At 56.9% G+C, this 20,371-nt stretch carries 18 protein-coding genes and 2 tRNA genes; 11 read left to right on the top strand and 9 right to left on the bottom strand.

The genetic code is table 11. The features are described 5' to 3' along the window. Positions 1-258 precede the first annotated feature (258 nt). The 6 genes from rsmG to rpmH all read right to left on the bottom strand — a co-directional run bounded on the left by rsmG (position 259) and on the right by rpmH (position 3,520). Complete coding sequence (gene rsmG, locus HD598_RS07510; RefSeq protein ID WP_232317984.1) at positions 259-954, bottom strand: 16S rRNA (guanine(527)-N(7))-methyltransferase RsmG; 696 nt, start codon at positions 952-954, stop codon at positions 259-261. 2 nt (positions 955-956) lie between these two features. After that, positions 957-1,541, bottom strand: coding sequence for a Jag family protein (locus HD598_RS07505; protein ID WP_183664903.1), 585 nt, complete (start codon positions 1,539-1,541; stop codon positions 957-959). Between the two features lie 3 nt (positions 1,542-1,544). Beyond that, the gene (gene yidC / locus HD598_RS07500; RefSeq protein WP_183664901.1) at positions 1,545-2,513 is read right to left on the bottom strand and encodes a membrane protein insertase YidC; all 969 of its coding nucleotides are present in this window, start codon (positions 2,511-2,513) and stop codon (positions 1,545-1,547) included. Between the two features lie 6 nt (positions 2,514-2,519). After that, positions 2,520-2,822, bottom strand: a complete 303-nt coding sequence (gene yidD, locus HD598_RS07495) for a membrane protein insertion efficiency factor YidD (protein WP_232318127.1) — start codon at positions 2,820-2,822, stop codon at positions 2,520-2,522. 115 nt (positions 2,823-2,937) lie between these two features. Next, positions 2,938-3,318 carry a ribonuclease P protein component gene (rnpA, locus tag HD598_RS07490; protein ID WP_071894472.1) on the bottom strand — a complete coding sequence of 127 codons (381 nt, stop codon included), beginning with the start codon at positions 3,316-3,318 and terminating at the stop codon, positions 2,938-2,940. Positions 3,319-3,382: 64 nt separating this feature from the next. Beyond that, a complete protein-coding gene (gene rpmH / locus HD598_RS07485) occupies positions 3,383-3,520 on the bottom strand; it encodes a 50S ribosomal protein L34 (protein WP_071894471.1) in 138 nt (45 codons plus the stop codon). 385 nt (positions 3,521-3,905) lie between these two features. On the opposite strand from rpmH, the gene dnaA reads away from it, so the two are divergent. The 11 genes from dnaA to HD598_RS07435 all read left to right on the top strand — a co-directional run bounded on the left by dnaA (position 3,906) and on the right by HD598_RS07435 (position 15,996). After that, positions 3,906-5,336, top strand: coding sequence for a chromosomal replication initiator protein DnaA (gene dnaA / locus HD598_RS07480; RefSeq protein WP_183664897.1), 1,431 nt, complete (start codon positions 3,906-3,908; stop codon positions 5,334-5,336). Positions 5,337-5,767: 431 nt separating this feature from the next. Continuing rightward, the gene (dnaN, locus tag HD598_RS07475) at positions 5,768-6,892 is read left to right on the top strand and encodes a DNA polymerase III subunit beta (protein WP_183664895.1); all 1,125 of its coding nucleotides are present in this window, start codon (positions 5,768-5,770) and stop codon (positions 6,890-6,892) included. A gap of 91 nt (positions 6,893-6,983) precedes the next feature. After that, entirely contained in the window at positions 6,984-7,871 is an 888-nt protein-coding gene (gnd, locus tag HD598_RS07470; protein WP_183666720.1) for a phosphogluconate dehydrogenase (NAD(+)-dependent, decarboxylating), read from the top strand. 9 nt (positions 7,872-7,880) lie between these two features. After that, the gene (recF, locus tag HD598_RS07465; protein WP_183664893.1) at positions 7,881-9,110 is read left to right on the top strand and encodes a DNA replication/repair protein RecF; all 1,230 of its coding nucleotides are present in this window, start codon (positions 7,881-7,883) and stop codon (positions 9,108-9,110) included. Next, positions 9,107-9,679: a DUF721 domain-containing protein gene (locus HD598_RS07460; RefSeq protein ID WP_071894467.1), complete on the top strand. Its 573-nt coding sequence runs from the start codon at positions 9,107-9,109 to the stop codon at positions 9,677-9,679. Before recF ends, HD598_RS07460 begins: the two co-directional genes overlap by 4 nt. A gap of 379 nt (positions 9,680-10,058) precedes the next feature. Further along, positions 10,059-12,065, top strand: coding sequence for a DNA topoisomerase (ATP-hydrolyzing) subunit B (gyrB, locus tag HD598_RS07455; protein WP_183666718.1), 2,007 nt, complete (start codon positions 10,059-10,061; stop codon positions 12,063-12,065). Between the two features lie 52 nt (positions 12,066-12,117). Next, complete coding sequence (gyrA, locus tag HD598_RS07450; RefSeq protein WP_260170512.1) at positions 12,118-14,928, top strand: DNA gyrase subunit A; 2,811 nt, start codon at positions 12,118-12,120, stop codon at positions 14,926-14,928. Between the two features lie 11 nt (positions 14,929-14,939). Next, entirely contained in the window at positions 14,940-15,518 is a 579-nt protein-coding gene (locus HD598_RS07445; protein ID WP_071895293.1) for a DUF3566 domain-containing protein, read from the top strand. A 106-nt stretch (positions 15,519-15,624) separates the two neighbouring features. Next, positions 15,625-15,698: transfer RNA gene (locus tag HD598_RS07440), tRNA-Ile, on the top strand. A 55-nt stretch (positions 15,699-15,753) separates the two neighbouring features. Further along, a complete protein-coding gene (locus HD598_RS13315) occupies positions 15,754-15,888 on the top strand; it encodes a DLW-39 family protein (protein ID WP_221244617.1) in 135 nt (44 codons plus the stop codon). Between the two features lie 35 nt (positions 15,889-15,923). Then, positions 15,924-15,996 (top strand) — tRNA-Ala (locus tag HD598_RS07435). A 50-nt stretch (positions 15,997-16,046) separates the two neighbouring features. Here HD598_RS07435 and HD598_RS07430 read toward each other — a convergent pair. From HD598_RS07430 to HD598_RS07420, 3 genes are all read right to left on the bottom strand, one after another. Next, positions 16,047-17,219 carry an IS481 family transposase gene (locus HD598_RS07430; RefSeq protein WP_183664891.1) on the bottom strand — a complete coding sequence of 391 codons (1,173 nt, stop codon included), beginning with the start codon at positions 17,217-17,219 and terminating at the stop codon, positions 16,047-16,049. Positions 17,220-17,460: 241 nt separating this feature from the next. Beyond that, complete coding sequence (locus HD598_RS07425) at positions 17,461-18,843, bottom strand: MFS transporter (protein ID WP_183664889.1); 1,383 nt, start codon at positions 18,841-18,843, stop codon at positions 17,461-17,463. A 353-nt stretch (positions 18,844-19,196) separates the two neighbouring features. Then, positions 19,197-20,216: a LacI family DNA-binding transcriptional regulator gene (locus tag HD598_RS07420; protein WP_183664887.1), complete on the bottom strand. Its 1,020-nt coding sequence runs from the start codon at positions 20,214-20,216 to the stop codon at positions 19,197-19,199. Positions 20,217-20,371: the final 155 nt, after the last annotated feature.

Below are 20,371 nucleotides of genomic sequence, written 5' to 3'. Positions count from 1 at the left end.
GGTGTTGCGACCTTTGCCGATTCGGCTTCGGTTTCCCCGATGCCCTCCTCCGCAGCCGCCTCAACAACTTCGTTTTCGGTGGCTTCATCCGCTCGATCCTCAGGATCTTCGCGACGATTGCCCTTCAAAAGTTTATCGGTTAGCCCGGACATAAAGGGTTTCACGTGAAACATGGAATGTTGTCCCTAAAATCAACCACAAAAAGTTGCAGACGTGGAAAGTGATGCTGTTGCCGTCTCTCGACGGCTAACGGAGCAACTACGAACCAACTCGAATACGAACCAAGGTAGTGGGCTCCTCGAGGATGTCCGCGCCGGCAATCAAAATCTCCGGCGTAGATCCGCCAGCCTTCTTGACGACCTTGCGTGCCTTCTCAATTTCCTCTTGAGCGCTTCGACCCTTAATGGCCAGCATCTCGCCGGAACCGTGCAACAACGGAACAGACCACGGAATCAGATTCGTCAGAGCTGACACTGCCCTCGCGGTCACTACATCAGCATTCACAAAGTCCACCATCTGCTCGGCACGGCCGCGCATCACCACGACGTTGTCCAGCTCAAGATCCTCAATGACTTCGTTGAGCCACAAGCAACGACGCTCAAGAGGCTCAATCAACGTCAGCGAAAGATCGGGCCGAGCAATCGCCAAAGCGAGCCCCGGCAAACCTGCACCAGAACCCACATCGGCCACCGTCACGCCCTGCGGAATGTGTTCCCCAATGACCGCGCAGTTAAGCACGTGCCGCCCCCACAACCTAGGAACTTCGCGAGGGCCCAAAAGCCCACGCTCCATTCCAGAGGTTGCAAGATGCTGCACAAAACGCTGAGCCAAATCGAAGCGATCACCAAAGATCTTCTCCGCGCTCACGCGCTCGGATTCACTCGGCAGCACCGGTTCGGTTGCGCCAAGAGCGCTTGGAGTTTCCTCCCCAGAAGACATCGGCTGATCACTCATGCTTAGACAAGCTCTTCCACGGACACCACAATGTGGCGCTTGGCGCCTTCGCCCTCAGACTCTGAGAACAAGCCAGCATCGGCAACCACGTCGTGAACAAGCTTGCGCTCGTAAGCGCTCATGGGTGCCAAGTGCACAGGTTCATTGCTGGACTGTGCTTCCTCAATGGCCTTATCGGCGATCTCACGAAGCTCACCCTCGCGCTCCTTGCGGTAGCCCAAGATGTCCAGAACCAGGCGGGAACGGTTCCCCGTCGAGGTCAAAACAGCCAAACGAGTGAGCTCCTGAAGTGACTCGAGAACCTCACCATTGCGGCCCACGAGAGCCTCAAGCTCCTTGTTATCGGCTTCGTCGCTCACGATCGAAATGTACGTACGACCGCTACGAACCTCAATATCAATGTCGCCATCAATATCGGCTACATCGAGCAATTCCTCGAGGTAATCCGCAGCGATATCGCCCTCTTCCTCCAAGCGCTCAGCCTTAGTTGAACCATTAGCCGAGCCCTCCTCAGAAACGGAAGCTTCGTCGTCGTGATCCAATTCTGGCTGCTCCACGTCAACAGCATCCTCAGTGTGCTGATTCATGAATTACCTCTTTCGCTTGGGTTGGCGCTTTGGCTGCGCGCGCTGGGTCTTCTTGGCTTCTTCAACAGCTGCAGCGGCAGCGGCGGCTTCCTCGGCCTTCTTCTGGCCGATAGGAGGCAGGCCCTTCGCGGCACGGCGAGCGTTCAATTCACGCTCAGCTTCGGAACCGGGGGTGGGGTTGTTGCGGATGACCCAGAACTGCTGGCACAAGGTCCAGACGTTCGTGGCGGTCCAGTAGAGCAACAGACCAATCGGGAAGTTGATGCCACCGATACCGAACACGAGCGGAAGGATGTAAAGCATCATCTTCTGCTGCTGCATGAACGGGCCTTCGAGGGCTTCCTTGGTCATGTTCTTGGACATGATCTGGCGCTGCGTAATGAACTGCAGAGCGGACATCGCAACAATCAAAACGACGGCCACGATGATCACGGAAATGTTGACGTTTCCGGAGTTCAGCGTGTTCAAGAAGGTGTCAGAAAGACGTGCGCCGAAGATCGAGGATTCGTCGAAGGAGCGGACGTGAGCTGCGGACAGCGCACCAATACCTTCGCCGGCGGCCTTGGCGGTAGCGGTGTTGTTGAGCACCGTGAAGAGCGCGAAGAAGAACGGCATCTGGAACAGCAACGGCATACAGGAAGAGAACATGCCGGTGTTGTGCTTCTTGAAGAGCGCGCGCTGCTCGGCAATCATGGCCTGCTGCGAGAGCTGGTCCTTCTTGCCCTTGTACTTCGCTTGAAGTTTGCGCAGTTCTGGCTGCAACGCCTGCATGGCGCGCTGGGCCTTGATCTGCTTGACGAATACCGGGATCAACGCGGCACGAATCACTGCCACCACGGCAACGATCGAGAACGTCCAGGTCCAGCCGGAGTTCGGATCCATGCCAAGGAAGGAGAAGAGCTCATGGAAGGCCCACAAGATCCAGGACATCAACATCCTGAATGGCCATAGAAGCGTGTCAAAGATTTGCATGAGGTGTTAAGCTCCTCGATCCGCGGCTGCGGACTCGTCAATGTCGTCTGGGATGGGCGGGTGGTTTAGAACAATGATCTTCGGCGTCTTGCCTTCTGGCCAAATCCGTTTACCGGGCGGAACCATATCGATCCCGCCTTTGCCCCACGGATTACAGCGCAATAAGCGCCTGGCAGCTAGCCAACTTCCGCGCGTGGCGCCGTGCACAGTGACGGCTTCCAGTGCGTAAGCAGAACAACTGGGGAAGTATCCACACACATCGCCGTAGGTGGGCGAGATGATGAGTCGGTAGAGCTTCAGAAATCCCATGAGCAGGAGCCGGGGGATTTCGAGGATCCATTTCAGCGCGGTGAGAAAGGGATTGGTGGGAGAGGACGACGACGCAGCTTGCGCAGGTGCGCCCGTTACTGACGCGTGGCTAGCTTCAGCGCACATGTTCTTCCCCCTTAGAAGAGTGATGCTCCGTGTGAATCTTCTCGATTTTTTGGAACGCTGAGTGTAGATCGCGGCTGAGTTCATCCCACGTGGCAGTGCTTGCGGCCGGCAAAGCTCGCATCACGATGCCGAAACCTTGTGGAAATTGCTTCACATAGTCTGCGGAAAGAGCCCTTAAACGTCTCTTAACGAGGTTACGAGTCACTGCGTTCCCAACTTTCTTGGAAACGATGAATCCAACTCGGCTAGGAAGGGGCTCAGCGAGAAGATGTGCGTATACAACAACGTTCCGGCGCCCAATGCGGGCACCGGAACGTACGGTGTCTGAAAAATCGCCGGCGGTCCGCATTCGGTGCTCAACAGGAAGCATTAGTTCCTCAAGGCACGAGACGGCACGGTATTCCTATCAGTTGTTCTTTCTGAACTAGCGCGAACTAGGCAGAAAGTGCAGTGCGGCCCTTAGAGCGGCGGCTTGCCAAGATGGCACGGCCAGCGCGGGTGCGCATGCGAAGACGGAAGCCGTGCTTCTTGGCACGACGGCGGTTATTCGGCTGAAAAGTCCGCTTGCTCACGATTAACTCCACTAAGTCTGTTGGCGCGCCGCGCCCGTAACAGAACAGGTTGACGCTGAAAATTCAATGCATCGACCGCCGGACAAGCCTGGAAACAGCACTTGGTGGCGGCGAACTCTCGGTGTAAAACACGCCAGAGGACGCACATAGGACTGATTAACAATAGGGGAACCCTAGAATGCACGTCAAATTGGGGTCGCAAAGAGTGACCGTTGAGGCCCTCTGTCAAGTTATACACGGTTGTGGACTTGAGAAAACTTTACTTGTGGGTAAGTGCTTAAAAATCCTGTGATTCTTTGATCACAAGTTATCCACGGCCTGTGAATAAGTTTGTGGATGATCGCTAGACTCGCAGTGAGAGTTTTCAAAAAAGGGGAAGCAACGAATGAGCACGGATGAATCCAACAACCTTGGCAGCTCGTGGCGCCAGGTTATCCGGGTCATGGAGGACGATGACCGTCTTACGGCCCGAAATCGCGGATTTGTCACCCTCGCGAGCCCTACGGTTTTGGCTGGAACGTCCCTAGTCATCGCCGTTCCGAACGAATTGACGCGCGAAGTTCTACAGAACAATCTCAAAGAGCAGATTGAAAACGGTGTGGAGAAGGTCTTCGGAATGCGCTTGCACTGCGCGTACATCGTTGATCCTGAGCTGGAAAAGCGCGATCTTACGGAGCCTTCCGCGGAAGAACCCAAGGCTCCGGCCCCCGTTGAGCACGAGGTTTCTAACCGCCCGCAGCCAAAGCCGGCTCCCGCTCCGCCGTCGACGTCTCAAGAATTTGGTCGGCTCAACCCCAAGTACATTTTCGATACGTTCGTGATTGGCTCGTCCAACCGCTTCGCTCACGCGGCAGCCGCTGCCGTGGCTGAGGCACCCGCGAAGGCCTACAACCCGCTGTTTATTTACGGTGATTCGGGTCTTGGCAAGACTCACTTGCTTCACGCCATTGGCCACTATGCACGCCAGATGTACAAGGGAATCCGCGTTCGCTACGTGAATTCGGAAGAGTTCACGAACGACTTCATCAACTCGATTCGCGACGATGAAGGAACCAGCTTCAAGACCACGTACCGCAACGTGGATATCTTGCTCATTGACGACATTCAGTTCCTGGCCGGCAAGGACGCTACTCAGGAAGAGTTCTTCCACACGTTCAACGCGTTACACAACCACTCCAAGCAAGTGGTGATCACGTCCGACCTTCCTCCCAAGCAGCTTTCCGGTTTCGAGGAACGTCTTCGTTCCCGCTTTGAGTGGGGTCTGATTACGGATATTCAGCCACCGGAGCTTGAGACGCGTATTGCGATTTTGCGCAAGAAGGCTGATGCCGAAGGGCTAAAAGCCAGCGATGACGTGCTCGAATACATCGCGTCCAAGATCTCTTCCAACATTCGTGAACTCGAGGGCGCTCTCATTCGTGTGACGGCATTCGCGTCCTTGAATAACTCCGAAGTTGACCGGGATTTGGCCGAAACTGTGCTCAAGGACTTGATCACGGATGAGGGTGCGCAGGAGATTACTTCGGCGCAGATCATTGCTGCCACCGCGGATTACTTCAATTTGACCCTCGATGAGCTCAACTCGAAGTCCCGTACCCGGACCCTGGTGACCGCTCGCCAGATCGCTATGTATCTCTTGCGCGAACTCACGGATATGTCCCTTCCACGCATCGGCGCGGAGCTTGGCGGACGCGACCACACCACGGTGATTCACGCTGAACGCAAGATTCGCGAACTTATGGCAGAGCGTCGAGCGATCTTCAATCAGGTCACGGAACTCACAAACCGGATCAAACAGAGCCAAAACTCCCACTAAATCCCGCGTTTTTTGTAGTTCTGCACAGCTCATTGTTCTTAACCTGTGGATAACCATCCTTAAATGCGTATAACTACAGCAATGCTTGTGGACTCAAGTTTCGCCGTCGTAATTCATCCACTTAAGCCGCAGCGGTCCTCAACTTAAAGCACACACGTTGTCCACAGGCAAAACAAACGAAAATCCCCGAAAAAGGGGGTTATCCACAGAATCCACAGATGTTATTAACACTACGAACCTCTTTAAGCGCGAACATCAAATAACAAAATCAAAAATTTTGGACCCCTCCCGCGCTCCGCTTTCCAGGGGCTCCTTCAGTCGCCTCACGAATCACACACAGGTGGCGACCCACCCCCACCAAGCGGCTAAGCTTGCAGGGATACGTGTGTGTAATTCGGTGAAAAACCCATGAATGAAAGGCGGAACTCTTCGTGAAGTTCAGCGTCGAGAGGGATGTCTTTTCCGAGGCAGTAGCGTGGACCGCTCGCTCCATCAGCCAGCGACCATCCTCACCAGTCCTTGCAGGAATTTTGTTGACTGCCGAAAACGGCATTGTCACCTTGGAAAGCTACGACTACGAAGTCTCTGCTCACATTGAATTCCCTGCCGATATCAGCACTAAAGGAACCATCCTGGTTTCCGGCAAGCTTCTCGCAGAGATTTCTCGTGCTTTGCCTTCGTCAAAGGTGACGTTGGAGCAAGATGGTTCGAAGGTCACCATCACGGCTGGTCGTTCGCGCTTCAATGTGGCCACCATGCCAGTTGCGGATTACCCAGCTCGTCCGGCAACACCTGAAGTTGTGGGCACCGTAGACGGCGAAGCTTTTGCACACGCAATCCAGCAAGTCATCGTGGCAGCATCCAAGGATGACACTTTGCCCATCTTGACTGGCGTCAAGCTTGAGTTTGAAGGAGACACCATCTCCTTCCTGGCTACTGACCGTTACCGATTGTCACTTCGTGAGCTCAATTGGAAGCCGGCTAAGTCAGAGATTTCCACGTCCGCACTGGTCAAGAGCCGCATTTTGAACGAAGTTGCTCGTACTCTCGGCGGATCCGGTGAACTCAAGATTTCTCTGGGCGACAAAGCGGACATCATCGGTTTCGAATCCGGCAACCGCCGCACCACATCCGTCCTGGTAGACGGCGATTACCCGAAAATTCGCTCGTTGTTCCCTAGTGAGACCCCAGTTCACGCTTCGGTCAGCACTCAAGAACTTGCAGAAGCAGTTCGTCGTGTAGCCATTGTTGCCGAGCGCAACACCCCAGTTCGCATGTCCTTCACGGATGGCCAGTTGACTCTTGAAGCCGGAACGGGCGAAGACGCCCAGGCTGAAGAATCGATTTCGGCAGCCCTTGATGGCGAAGACATCACCGTAGCCTTCAATCCCACGTATTTGAGCGAAGGATTGAGCGCTTTTGACACCGATTTCGTTCGTTTTTCCTTCACCACGGCAGCAAAACCTGCCATGCTGACGGGACAGCGTGAAGCTGATAGCTCTGACGATGACGCATACCGTTACCTCGTGATGCCCATCCGATTGCCAAACAGCTAACCTCAACCGCACCAGCGGAACGTTTTCGAGGTCACAACCTATCGCCGCAGGTCAACTGCGCTTTCTGAGAGGGACCATGAACACTGAATCGATGCATCTTGGCATGATCGGCCTAGGAAAAATGGGCGCGAACATGCGCCAGCGTTTGATCAACGCTGGCCTCCAAGTCACCGGATATGACCGTAATCCAGAGGTTTCTGACGTTCCGAGTCTCCAGGAACTCGTGTCCGCGCTACCTTCCCCACGCATTGTGTGGGTCATGGTGCCGGCAGGAGCTCCAACCGATTCGGTTATTGGCGAGCTCAAGTCCTTGCTGAGTGCAGGAGACTTGGTCATCGATGGCGGAAACACGCGATTCAGCGATGACGAACGGCATGCCGCCGATCTTGCCGAAAACGGAATTCGCTTTGTAGATTGCGGTGTTTCTGGCGGAGTTTGGGGCCTCAAGAATGGTTACGGCCTCATGGCCGGCGGCGAATCTTCTGACATTGAAGAGCTCATGCCCATCTTCGATGCGCTGCGGCCCGAAGGCGAACGTGCTCGAAGCTTCGTCCACGTGGGTGATGTGGGTGCTGGCCACTACGCGAAGATGGTTCACAACGGCATCGAATACGGAATCATGCAGGCCTACGCCGAGGGCTACGAACTGCTCTCCGCAAAGTCCTCCATCAGGGATGTCCCAGGAACCTTCACCGCGTGGCAAGAGGGAACCGTCATTCGTTCCTGGCTTTTGGACCTCGTGGTGGAAGCACTCGAAAAGGATCCTGAGCTCAAGGACATCGCCGGTTATGTGGACGATTCCGGTGAAGGCCGCTGGACCGTTGAAGAGGCAATCGCTAACGCGGTTCCTATGCCGGTCATCACCGCAGCTCTTTTCCAGCGCTTCGCGTCCCGCCAGGATGACTCACCCACCAACAAGATGATTGCGGCTCTGCGCCAACAATTCGGTGGACACGCAGTAAAACGACCCACCGAGTAGGGACACTGAGTGTTCATTACTCATCTCTCGTTGACTGATTACAGGACCTATCAACAAGCGGATATTGAGCTTGGCGAAGGGACTTTTGTCTTCGTTGGATCGAACGGCGTGGGCAAAACCAACGTGGTTGAGTCCATCAACTACCTGGCGCATTTGGCCTCCCATCGCGTCTCAAATGACGCACCGTTAGTCCGTTTCGGCGCACCTCGCGCCATTGTGCGCGCTCGAGTGGAACGTGGAAGCGATCCTGAAGCGCGCCAAGCCGCGAGCGTGCAGCTAGAAATCACGCCGAAAGGCGCCAATAGGGCACGTATCAATCGCTCCAACAACGTGCGTGCCGCGGATATTTTGGGCATCGTTCGCTGTGTGATGTTCGCTCCCGAAGATCTTGAAATCGTCAAAGGCGACCCTAGTGTTCGGCGTCGTTTCTTCGACGATTTTCTGGTGACCTTGCAGCCGGCTCAGGCGTCCAACCGCAAGGACTACGATCGGGTCCTTCGTCAGCGCAACGCGCTTTTGAAATCCGCGAAGGGTTCCCGCTCGCTCAGCGAGGCTCACGCAGCAACCCTTGAAGTCTGGGATCAGCATCTTGCACAGACGGGAGCTCGTCTTCTCAAGGGTCGGCTGGCGGCGTTGGCCGCTCTGACGCCGCATCTTGTGAACGCTTACGCCGGTCTCACTGATGGAAGTAAAACGGTTTTTGCCCATTACCGCAGTTCAATTCTTCAGGAATTGGAGGACGACGGCGCAGCTTTCGGAGCGCAATCATCGGCAGAGGACGCTTCGGTCGAGTCCGGGGACGGACTCTCGCTGACCGCGGAGACTCCGCTCGAAGAGATCGAGTCAATGTTCCGGGCTGCCTTGTTGCAACGGCGAAAAAAAGAAATGGACCGCGGGCTGACGCTCGTAGGACCTCACCGAGATGAGATTGAACTGTTCATCGGTGACTTCCCGGCTAAAGGTTTTGCCTCGCACGGCGAAACCTGGTCCTTGGCACTTGCTCTTCGTCTCGCATGTTTCGAAACCCTCTTGGACGACGACCCCACGGAGGGGGCGGCACCCATCCTGATTCTCGACGACGTTTTCGCTGAACTCGATAGCAGCCGCCGCGCCAAGTTGCTCTCCGCGATGGAGCGCGCGGATCAAGTCCTCATTACGGCTGCGGTGGCAGAGGATGTTCCCTCCGAACTTCAAGGGACCATCATTCCGGTCTCAAGCGGGGTGGTGGGTTCGGCATGAGTCGCGAAGATTTCGATGAATCAGAACCGGAGAATGATCCGCTCCTCGAAGATTCTCCGCGCACTTTGTTGAATCGCATGCGAGCGGCCGCCGTTGAACGCGGCGAAGTACGCATGGACGCGGCCCAAGCGAAGCAAGTGCAGTCTCGCGCTGCACGATCCGCTCAATCGCGCAGCGAACGCCGCAATAAGAACTTTGTGAACTACTCGGACGCCAGAGATCCAAAAGACCTCGGCGGCATCATGAAGAACTTGGTGCAAGATCGCGGCTGGAACGCCCCCGTAGCGGTCGGCTCCGTGATGTCCCGTTGGGAAGAGCTCGTGGGCGCCGACATCGCTGCGCACTGCAAACCCGTCAGCTTTGACAACGGAATCGTGACCATTAGGACTGACTCGACCTCCTGGGCTTCCCAAATGCGCTTACTGAATTTTCAACTACTGAAAGTCTTCAGCGAGAAGCTAGGCAGCGGCGTCGTACGGGAAATTAAGGTGCTGGGACCCACCGCACCCTCGTGGCGCAAGGGAATCCGAACCGTGAAGGGCCGCGGCCCGCGCGATACGTACGGGTAGAGCGCGGCTGAGAAGCTCGCTCCGAAATTTCGCCCGTGGAGCAACGTACCGCGCCAGATGCCTGAACCCTACCAAACAGGGGTCAAATCTATTTGCGCGGCCTTAAATGGCCGCTTATCCCATACTCGGGTAGCGAACATCGCAAAAATTGAGGCGAAAACGGGTAGAATTATTCCCAATGGGCTGAGAGTCTCTTCGTTGCGACTCCCGGCGTCCACAAAATGATGTGGGTTTTCCCGCTTTAACATCTTCGAGGAGCTTTTCACACGTGGCAGAAGAACATTTGGAACCGACGCAGAGCTCCGCACCAGCACCCGATAGCGCTGATGCACCCGTCGAAGCCACCCCGAGCTCTACCGAGTCGGCTCCCAAGACTCCCGTGGGAAGAGTCGAACACGAATACGGCGCGAGTGACATCACCGTCCTCGAAGGCCTAGAAGCTGTTCGCAAGCGCCCCGGTATGTACATCGGATCCACCGGCGCGCGCGGCCTCCACCACCTTGTCTACGAAGTGGTGGACAACTCTGTTGACGAAGCCATGGCCGGCTATTGCGATCACATCGATGTGACGCTGCGTGCCGACGGCGGCGTTCGAGTAGTGGATAACGGCCGCGGTATTCCGGTGGATATGCACCCCACCGAGGGCAAGCCCACCGTGGAAGTTGTCATGACCATCCTGCACGCCGGCGGTAAGTTCGGCGGCGGCGGATACGCGGTGTCCGGCGGTCTGCACGGTGTGGGTATCTCCGTGGTGAACGCGCTCTCGAAGCGTGTGGACACGGAAATTCGCCGCCAGGGCTACAAATGGCACATGTCCTTCGCTAACGGTGGCGTGCCCCAGGGCACCCTCGTGCAGGGCGAAGCAACCGAAGAGACCGGCACGTCCCAGACGTTCTACCCGGATGATGAAATCTTCGACACCGTCGACTTCGACTTCGAGACGCTACGCGCTCGATTCCAGCAGATGGCGTTCTTGAACAAGGGATTGCGCATCACGCTCACGGATGAGCGCGTGGTCCATGACATCGAAGACGAAATCGCCGTGGATGATGACGAGCCCGCAAAGGCAGAAGCTCCAAAGCACCGCCGCGTTGACTACAAGTACGACGATGGCCTTCTGGACTACGTGAAGTACTTGAACTCGTCCAAGAAGTCCGAATTGGTCCACGAAGACGTCATTTCCTTCGAGTCTGAGGACACCGAGCGCAAGATTGCCCTCGAAGTGGCCATGCAGTGGACCACCGCGTATTCCGAATCCGTGCACACCTACGCGAATGCCATCAACACGCATGAGGGCGGAACGCACGAAGAAGGCTTCCGCGCGGCGCTGACCAGCTTGATCAACCGGTACGCCAAGGAAAAGGGCATCCTCAAGGACAAGGATGAAAACCTCACCGGCGATGACATCCGTGAAGGCTTGACCGCCGTCATTTCCATCAAGCTGGGCGAGCCACAGTTCGAAGGTCAGACCAAGACCAAGCTCGGCAACTCGGTAGCTCGCGGTTACGTGCAGTCCGTGGTGAACCAGGAACTCGGCGACTGGTTGGAGCGCAATCCAATCACCGCTAAGGACATCATTCGCAAGGCTCAGCTTGCTGCACACGCCCGCATGGCAGCCCGCAAGGCGCGCGATCAGGCGCGTCGTAAGTCCCCGCTCGAGTCCTTCGGCATGCCAGGTAAGCTCGCTGACTGCTCCTCGAAGAACCCTGTTGAGTGTGAGGTCTACCTGGTGGAGGGTGACTCCGCAGGTGGTTCGGCCAAGCGTGGCCGCGATCCGCGGACCCAGGCCATCCTGCCGTTGCGAGGCAAGATCTTGAACGTGGAGCGCGCTCGCTTGGACCGCGCACTGGGCAACAAGGAAGTCCAGTCCATGATCACGGCCTTCGGCACCGGTATTGGTGAAGAATTCGACCTTGACAAGCTGCGTTACCACAAGATCGTGCTCATGGCAGATGCTGACGTCGACGGTCAGCACATCACCACGCTCTTGCTGACGCTCCTGTTCCGCTTCATGCGTCCGCTCATCGAAAACGGCTTCGTCTACCTTGCACAGCCGCCGCTGTACCGCATCAAGTGGTCCAACGCTGCGCACGATTACGTGTTCTCGGACAAGGAACGTGACGACAACGTGGCAAAGGGACTGAGCTCTGGCCGTCGCTTGCCAAAGGACAACGGCATCCAGCGCTACAAGGGTCTGGGCGAGATGGATTACTCCGAGCTGTGGGACACCACTATGGACCCGGCGCACCGTACGTTGCGCCAAGTCAGCATGGAAGATGCCGCCGCTGTAGACCAAGTGTTCAGCGTGCTCATGGGTGAAGACGTGGAGTCTCGCCGTAACTTCATCCAGCAAAACGCGAAGGACGTCCGTTTCCTAGATATCTAGGACGTTCCCGCCGTTTTGCCCCCACGTTTTTGCAGAAATTGAGGATTGATTCATGAGTGAACAGCCCCCACAGGGTCCTGAAGACAACGAAAATTACGACGCCGCAGCTTCCGAAGGTGCCGCAACTTCCGGTTCCGAGGGAATTGGCTCCGAAGGAACCGGTGCTGACGTTACTGGCGCCGCTGAAGGCACCAGTGCGGTAGTGAATGCGCCCGGCGACATTGTTGCCTCCGGAGCTGGCACCGCCACGGTCGTTGAGGGCGACATCGTGACGGACCGCATTGAGCAAGTGGACTTGCAGTCCGAAATGCAGCGTTCGTACCTGGACTACGCGATGGCCGTGATTGTGGGCCGCGCCCTGCCGGATGTTCGCGATGGTTTGAAGCCTGTGCACCGCCGCGTGATCTACGGCATGTTTGATGGCGGTTACCGCCCCGAGCGTTCGTTCAACAAGAGCGCGCGCATCGTCGGCGACGTCATGGGTACCTACCACCCGCACGGTGACTCGGCGATTTACGACGCTTTGGTGCGTTTGATCCAGGACTGGGTTATGCGTTACCCGCTGGCTTTGGGTCAGGGTAACTTTGGCTCCCCGGGTAACGATGGCGCTGCTGCTCAGCGTTACACCGAAACCAAGCTGGCCCCACTGGCCATGGAAATGGTTCGCGATATCGACGAAGACACCGTTGATTTCCAGGACAACTACGACGGTAAGAACCAAGAACCAACCGTTCTGCCGTCCCGTTTCCCGAACCTCTTGGTCAACGGTTCCTCCGGTATCGCCGTGGGTATGGCCACCAACATTCCACCGCACAACCTTCGCGAAGTCGCCGAAGGTGTCCAGTGGTCCCTGGCCCACCCGGACGCTTCGCCTGAAGAGCTTCTTGAAGAGCTGCTCAAGCGCGTCAAGGGACCGGATTTCCCTACCGCAGCCACCATTCTGGGCCGCCGCGGCATCGAGGACGCGTACCGTACGGGCCGTGGTTCCATCACCATGCGCGCCGTGGTCAACGTAGAAGAACTTCAGGGACGTACGTGCTTGGTGGTCACGGAGCTTCCGTACCAGACCAACCCGGACAACCTGGCCATGAAGATCGCCGAATTGGTGCGCGAAGGCAAGATGTCAGGCATCGCGGATATCCGCGATGAGACGTCCGGCCGTACCGGTCAGCGCCTCGTGATCGTCCTTCGTCGCGACGCCGTGCCGAAGGTTGTCTTGAACAACCTCTACAAGCACACCGAACTTCAATCGAACTTCTCCGCGAACATGCTCGCGATCGTGGACGGCGTGCCTCGCACACTGTCTTTGGACGCTTTTGTTCGACACTGGATCAAGCACCAGATCGAAGTCATTCGGCGTCGTACTCAATACCGCCTGCGTAAAGCCGAAGAGCAAGCCCACATCCTCCGCGGCTTGCTCAAGGCCCTCGACGCGCTGGACGAGGTCATCGCCCTCATCCGCCGCTCGCCATCCGTTGAAGAGGCACGCGAAGGCTTGAAAGCGTTGCTCGAAATCGACGACGATCAAGCCAAAGCAATCCTGGACATGCAGTTGCGCCGTTTGGCCGCACTCGAGCGCGAGAAGATCCGCGCCGAAGCTGCACGCTTGGAAGCCGAGATCGAAGAGTACAAGGCCATCTTGGCTGACGTGGGACGCCAGCGTTCGATTGTCTCCGAAGAACTCGCCGAAATTGTGGACAAGTACGGCGACGAGCGCCGCACGCAGATCCTCATGGGCTACGACGGCGACATGAGCGTAGAAGACCTCATTCCTGAAGAGGAAATGGTGGTCACCATTACGCGCGGTGGATACGTCAAGCGCACGCGCAGCGACAACTACCGTTCGCAAAACCGTGGCGGCAAGGGCATCAAGGGTGCAGCGCTTCGCGGCGACGATGTGGTGGAGCACTTCTTCGTCACCACGACGCACAACTGGTTGCTGTTCTTCACGAACCAAGGCCGCGTGTACCGCACCAAGTGCTACGAGCTTGCCGAGGCAGCTCGTGACGCTAAGGGCCAGCACGTCGCGAACATTATGGCGTTCCAGCCGGACGAACATATTGCTCAGGTTCTGGACTTGAAGGACTACTTGCAAGCTCCGTACTTGGTGCTCGCAACCAAGGGCGGTCTCGTCAAGAAGACGCGCCTGCAGGATTACGACACCAACCGCAGCGCCGGCGTCATCGCCATCAACCTGCGCGACGAAGACGAGCTCGTGTCTGCGCTTCTGGTCTCTGAAGAAGATGACCTGATGCTCATTTCCCGTAACGGCCAGTCCTTGCGGTTCACGGCAACCGATGAAGCGCTTCGCCCCATGGGCCGCGCAACCTCCGGTGTTACCGGCATGAAGTTCCGTGACGGCGATGAGCTGATGACGGCCGATGTCGTTGCCGATGACTCCTACGTGTTCATCGTGACGGACGGCGGCTACTCGAAGCGCACCTCGATCGACGAATACCGCGTCCAAAACCGCGGTGGCCTGGGTATCAAGGTGGGCAAGTACCAAGAAGAGCGCGGACACTTGGTCGGTGGACTCATTGTCCAAGAAGAAGACGAAGTGTTGGTGGTCATGGAAGGCGGCAAGGTGGTGCGCTCCGGCGTCGCCGGCGTACCTTCCAAGGGCCGCGACACCATGGGCGTGATTTTTGCGAAGCCGGACAAGAATGACCGGATCATCGCAGTCGCCAAGAACGTTGAGCGTAATCTTGCTTCTGAGTCCTCAGAGGAAGAATCCGCTGAGGATCCAAGCTCCGCTCCCGCTGAGGCGGCGGTAGATGCAGTACCGTTGACTGAAGAAAAGACGGAAGTCTCGCAAGAGGCGACCGATGAACCTGTAGAAGATTCTGACGGAGGTCTTTCGTGACCACTCCTTCGATGCCGCGCAAGGGCGCGTCGAACAACGTGACCGCTCAGTCGGGCGCGGTAAGGCGCCCCGCGCCCACCGTTAACCCGCGCACGGGTTCTCAAGCGGGCGCGCGTCCAGGAGCGCCCCGTACCGCCGCAGCGGCCGCTGGTACCCAGCCGGCCCGCAAGCCCGGCCAGAGCCCCGCAGGACGCCAGCAGCAGCTGGTTCGCCCTGCACCTAAGGCCAAGGTGCGTAAAGCACGCCTGTTGGTCTCTAAAGTTGAGCCGTGGTCTGTGCTGAAGATGGCGTTCTTGCTTTCCGTGGCTTTGGGCATCATCACCGTGGTGGCCGCAGTCATGCTGTGGACCGTGTTGGATGTCACAGGAGTTTTTGACAAGCTCAATGAGCTCATCATGGGCGTTCTGGGTACCGAATCCAGCTTCGACCTGAAGCAGGTTCTATCACTGGGTCAGGTAGCGTCTTTTGCCACCATTATCGCGGTGGCAAATGTGGTGATTTTGACCGTGATTGCAATGCTCGGCTCGCTTTTGTACAACATTTCATCGTCGCTTGTTGGCGGCATTGGAGTGACCCTGACGGACGACTAAAAGGCGGCGCCGCACGCATCGATTCCCCAAATTCGCGGAGGAGAATCCCCGATTTGGAAAGTCGGCTATGTGTCCGGTAAAGTCTTATCTCGTCCTCAGGGCAAAGGGGCGTATAGCTCAGGCGGTTAGAGCGCTTCGCTGATAACGAAGAGGTCCCAGGTTCAAGTCCTGGTACGCCCACGGAAACACCTTCTAGGTGAGTCCGAATGCACTGAGAACACAGAGAAGGAACAACATGAAGAAGTTCTTGATGGTCCTGATCGCAGCAGCCTCCGTTTTCGGGTACAGCAAGTACAAGGAATCAGAAGCTGAGAAGACTAAATGGAATGAAGCCACGGACACGTTGGACACGAACGGCAAAAAATTCTGATAGTATAGACGGGTTGAGAAATCAACAGTCCTTCTGGGGGCATGGCGCAATTGGTAGCGCACCTGCTTTGCAAGCAGGGGGTTAGGGGTTCGAGTCCCCTTGCCTCCACAGTGTCATGAGTCGCGACATAGGTTACACCTGAGTCGCGACTTATGTCGTTAAGAGCCCGGCCATCGGCCGGGCTTTTTCATTTCGTTGTGCCAGTAGTTGTGTTGGGGATTGATGGTGTTGGTCGCGATGATCTCGCCGGTGTCGAGATGGATGATGGTCACGCTGGTTTCGTCGATGAGGGCGAGGATTCGTTTGCCGCGGTGGGTGACGCCGATGCCGAGGTGGTGCATGACGCCGGCGTGACGCAGGCTCATTTTGCCGTTGGGGGCGACGTGGTCGTAGCGGAGTCGGTAGTGCCCTTCGCGTGGTGTTGATGGCAGTGCTGGTGGTTTCGCGCGGTAAGCGGCTCCGGGGTTAACGCGGTTAGTGCTGCGGTGGGGGCGGTGTTCGTTGTAATGCTCTGTGAATTGGTCGAGTTGGTTTTGGAGCTCGGCCAGGGTGTGCGCGACGGGGCGGACGCTGAGCCAACGTTTGAGTGTTTGATGGAAGCGTTCGATCTTGCCCTGCGTTTGCGGGTGCCCGGGTGAACCGTTTTTCTGGCGGACTCCTAGCAGCGGTAGGAGGTATTCGAAGGCGTTGCGTCCACCGCCGAAGCGGGCAGTGTAGACGCGTCCGTTATCGGTCAGGGTCGAGGCCGGGATGCCGTGTTGTTCGGTCGTGGCGAGGAATGTCGCGACAACGTCGTTTCCGGTGACGGGTTGGTGGGCCCTGCAGGAGAGCAGGAAACGGGAGTGGTCATCGAGCCAGTTCAGGATCTCGACGTCAGTGCCGTCGGCGAGGCGCCAATGTGTGAAATCGGATTGCCAGGTCTCGTTGGGCTGGGCGGCTTCACAGCGAATGTAGGAAGAGCGCGGGCGTTTTTGAGGCTCCGGGATGATGAGTCCGGCCTTGTGTAGGATTCGGCGGATCGTGGAGGTTGAAGGCGGCCGGTAGCCTTCTTGCTCGAGATGCCAGGCGATGGTTACAGGACCTGCGTCGAGGCCCTCACCGCTGAGCTTTTGCCGCAATGACAGTATTCGAGGACGGACTATTTCTGGGGTGGCTGCCGGGTTAGATCGGGGTTTTCTTGATCGTGGCTCGACAGCCTCGAGGCCCTCTTGTTTGTAGCGGGCTAGGAGCCGGTAGATCTGGCGTCGTGAGAGCCCATACTCGCGAGCTGCATCGGTGACGGTGAGTTGCTTGGCAACAATCTTGAGCACGATGACGCGATGTTTCGACACCCCCACAAGTGTGACGTATGTCGCGACTCAGCAGCGACGTATCAAGTGTGACCTATGTCGTAAATCCAGACACCCTTGCCTCCACAGAATAAAAGATCCGGTTCACATAGAAATATGTGGGCCGGATCTTTTTTGTTGCCTATGACTTCGTAGAGTTCCTACGGCTTAAAAGAAAGAGGTTGGTCGCGTCCTCGATGTACTGAGGACGCAACCAACCTCTTTGCAGTCGCGATGCCAAGAACTACTTGGCGGCCACTTCTACGGTGTGTGATTCAACGTCATTCAAATCAATGCCGCGCGTTTCTGGCAAGATGCGCACGCAGATCAGGGTGATGACACACGTGAGCATGACGTAGACATCCGCTAGCCAGCCGGCCTGAATACTCACAAAAAGCTGGTTCAAGTACGGGGCGAATCCACCGAACACAGCCACGGAGATGGAGTAGGCCAGGCCGATGTTTCGGGTACGAGTGGCGGTGGGGAAGATTTCACTCATGACAGCTGCAATGATGGCGCCCATCATGCCCACGATGAGAAGTGCAATGGTGCTGGCAACGAACAACGTCCATGGCTCCTGACCGATCATGGTCTTCAAGAGGAACTCCAACAAGAACATTGCAATCGCGAAGCCGTACAGCAACGGCTTGCGGCCAACACGGTCGGAAAGTCGGCCCCAAAACGGAAGCGCAATGAGCGCAATCAGCTGGCCGAAGACCGTGGCCCAGTAGGCGCCCTGCGGTGCCATTCCCTCTTGAGTGATGGCGTACGTGGAAACGTAGCTCGTCCAGGTGTAGTGCGCTGACGTTAGACCGGTAACCAGGCCGATGACCAAGAAAATGTTTCGAACTTGTGATTTCGAGGCGGTCTTGGCGCCGGCCGGAACTACGTGGGAAGCCTGAGTCGTTTCGTTGTGGTGCTCTTCATTGACGACCTCTTCAACGAAAACGTCGCTCTCCTGCATACCGCGGCGGAGCCAGAGAGCTACGAGGGCAAGCACTGCACCCAAAAGGAACGGAATACGCCAGCCCCAGGCACCGACTTCAGCCTTGGAAAGGAAGCCGGTGATAGTTCCACCGAGGGTGTAAGCAATGACGGTGCCGCCGAAGATGGAAGCGTAGACGAGGCTGCCCCATTGACCGCGGCGATCTTTTGGTGCAATCTCGGCGACGTACGTGTTGGCAGTAGCCGACTCGCCGCCGTGAGCGAATCCTTGCACCATACGTGCCAAGACCAGGAGGATCGCGGCCCAGATGCCGATTTCCTGGTAGCCCGGAAGAAGTCCAATAGCGACCGATGCGGTAGCCATCGAGAGCATGGTGGTGATGAGGACGAACTTCCTGCCCTTACGGTCAGCGATGCTGCCGAAGATGATTCCGCCCAGTGGGCGCATCAAGAAGCCGACGGCGAAGACGCCGAAAGTTGCCAAGAGGCCGGCGACCTTGTCTTCGGGGTTGAAGATGGCGGCTGCGATGTACGGGGCGAAAACCGCGTAAGCGCCCCACTCGTACCACTCGAGGAGCTGACCAATAGTGCTGGCCAAGAGGGACTTCTTTTGTTGCTTGTGGCTAAGCGAATAATCCGCTGGGGCGGCGGTTTTCGTTAGTTGGTCGCTCGTATGACTCATCGAACCACTCCTTTGTGTTTTCAATTGGCAAGATCAATGCCTGCGTGTGATGACCCGGCGTCGAGGTGTGTGAGGCCATGTGGGTGCGTGCTAAATGTAGATGCGAGTGCGCTAGAGTTTGAGTGTGTTCCGCGTCACAGGGCACTCAATTTAGCATGAAATCGTTTTCATGGCAACAAGGATTTTTTCGGAGGTCCGGATTCGGCCCCTGGCACAGTGAAGGAATTTCCCAGTCAGGAGGCGATTGGTGGCTTTGAAAAATTGTGCGAGGAGCAGGGCTTGAATGAGCGTGCATGAGACCAGAAAGCATGGTGCCGGAGCCTCTCTGACAATCCCGATCGAGGCTGCTTTGATCAGGAAATGGGGGCGAATCCCGTGGAGTTTCTCACGATGAGTTCGATGTCGAACACCTGCTGCACAAACGGCGAATTTGGGTTGGCGATGCGGCTCATCAGAAGTTTGAGGGCGGTTGTTGCCATCATGTCCATGGACTGTCGAACGCTAGTCAGGCTGAGGGCGCCCCAGGATGCCATCGGAATATCGTCGTAGCCAACAACCCATAGATCCTCGGGGACGCGAAGTCCTAGCTCTTTTGCGGCATCCATGACGCCGAAAGCAATGACGTCCGTGGTGCAGAAAACCGCCTGTGGCTTCTTGTCCCGCAAGATGGCGCGACCAAAGTGAAGGCCTGCTGAGTACGAAAACTCCGTTGTGGGCGCTTGCACTTTGTCGAGCTCAATTCCAGCCTTGGCGAACTCAGAGATGAATCCCTGGCGGCGATCGCGGCCGGTGCTCACTGTGGCCCAGCCCCCAATTACTGCAACATTGGTGCGCCCGTGTTTGAGAAAGTACTGCGCTACGGATCGACCGCCGGCGATGTTGTCGCTGACAACGTGGTCGCTCTCGACGTCGTCAATTTTGCGGTTGACCAACACGAGGGGAAGTCCGTATTCCAAAGCCGCCGGTAGGGCTTTTGAATTTCGGAGCGCGGTCAAGAAGATCACGCCGTCAATGGCGCGTGAGCGGATCGCTTTGATAGCGGATTCGTCGGTCACTTCACCGTCTGAGACCCAGACGTTCATGCTGAGATCTTGTTCGGCGAGATTCTTAGCCAAGGTCTCCAGCATCAGTGGATACCAAGGGTTGGTCAACTGACCAGTCACAACTCCAATGATCCCGGTTCTCCGGGTTCGCATGGCGCTTGCCAGTGCGTTTGGAACGTAGCCGACCTCGGCCATGACTTTCTCTACGCGAGTGCGGGTTTCATCGCTGACGCGAGTGGTTCCCTGCAGCACGCGTGACACGGTAGCGGAGGAGACGCCCGCCAGTCTGGCGATGTCTTTTACTCCGAGTAACCCTTGGCTTCCAGTCATTCCTCCACCTTATCTGTGCCCTCAAATATGTCCTGTTGGAGAACAACGGTGAACTCCAACATTGACAACTGAGCGAGCTTGCTCACATTGAAAATATGATGTAGCTTACAGAAAGTCCCCCGATGGCGAGACCCTATTCGCCTTCATGAAATCGT

Origin of the sequence: Neomicrococcus aestuarii, assembly GCF_014201135.1 — a bacterium.
Taxonomy (GTDB): Bacteria; Actinomycetota; Actinomycetes; order Actinomycetales; family Micrococcaceae; genus Neomicrococcus; species Neomicrococcus aestuarii.
Note: the sequence above shows the minus strand (reverse complement) of the source record. Positions and strands in the feature narration are given on the sequence as shown.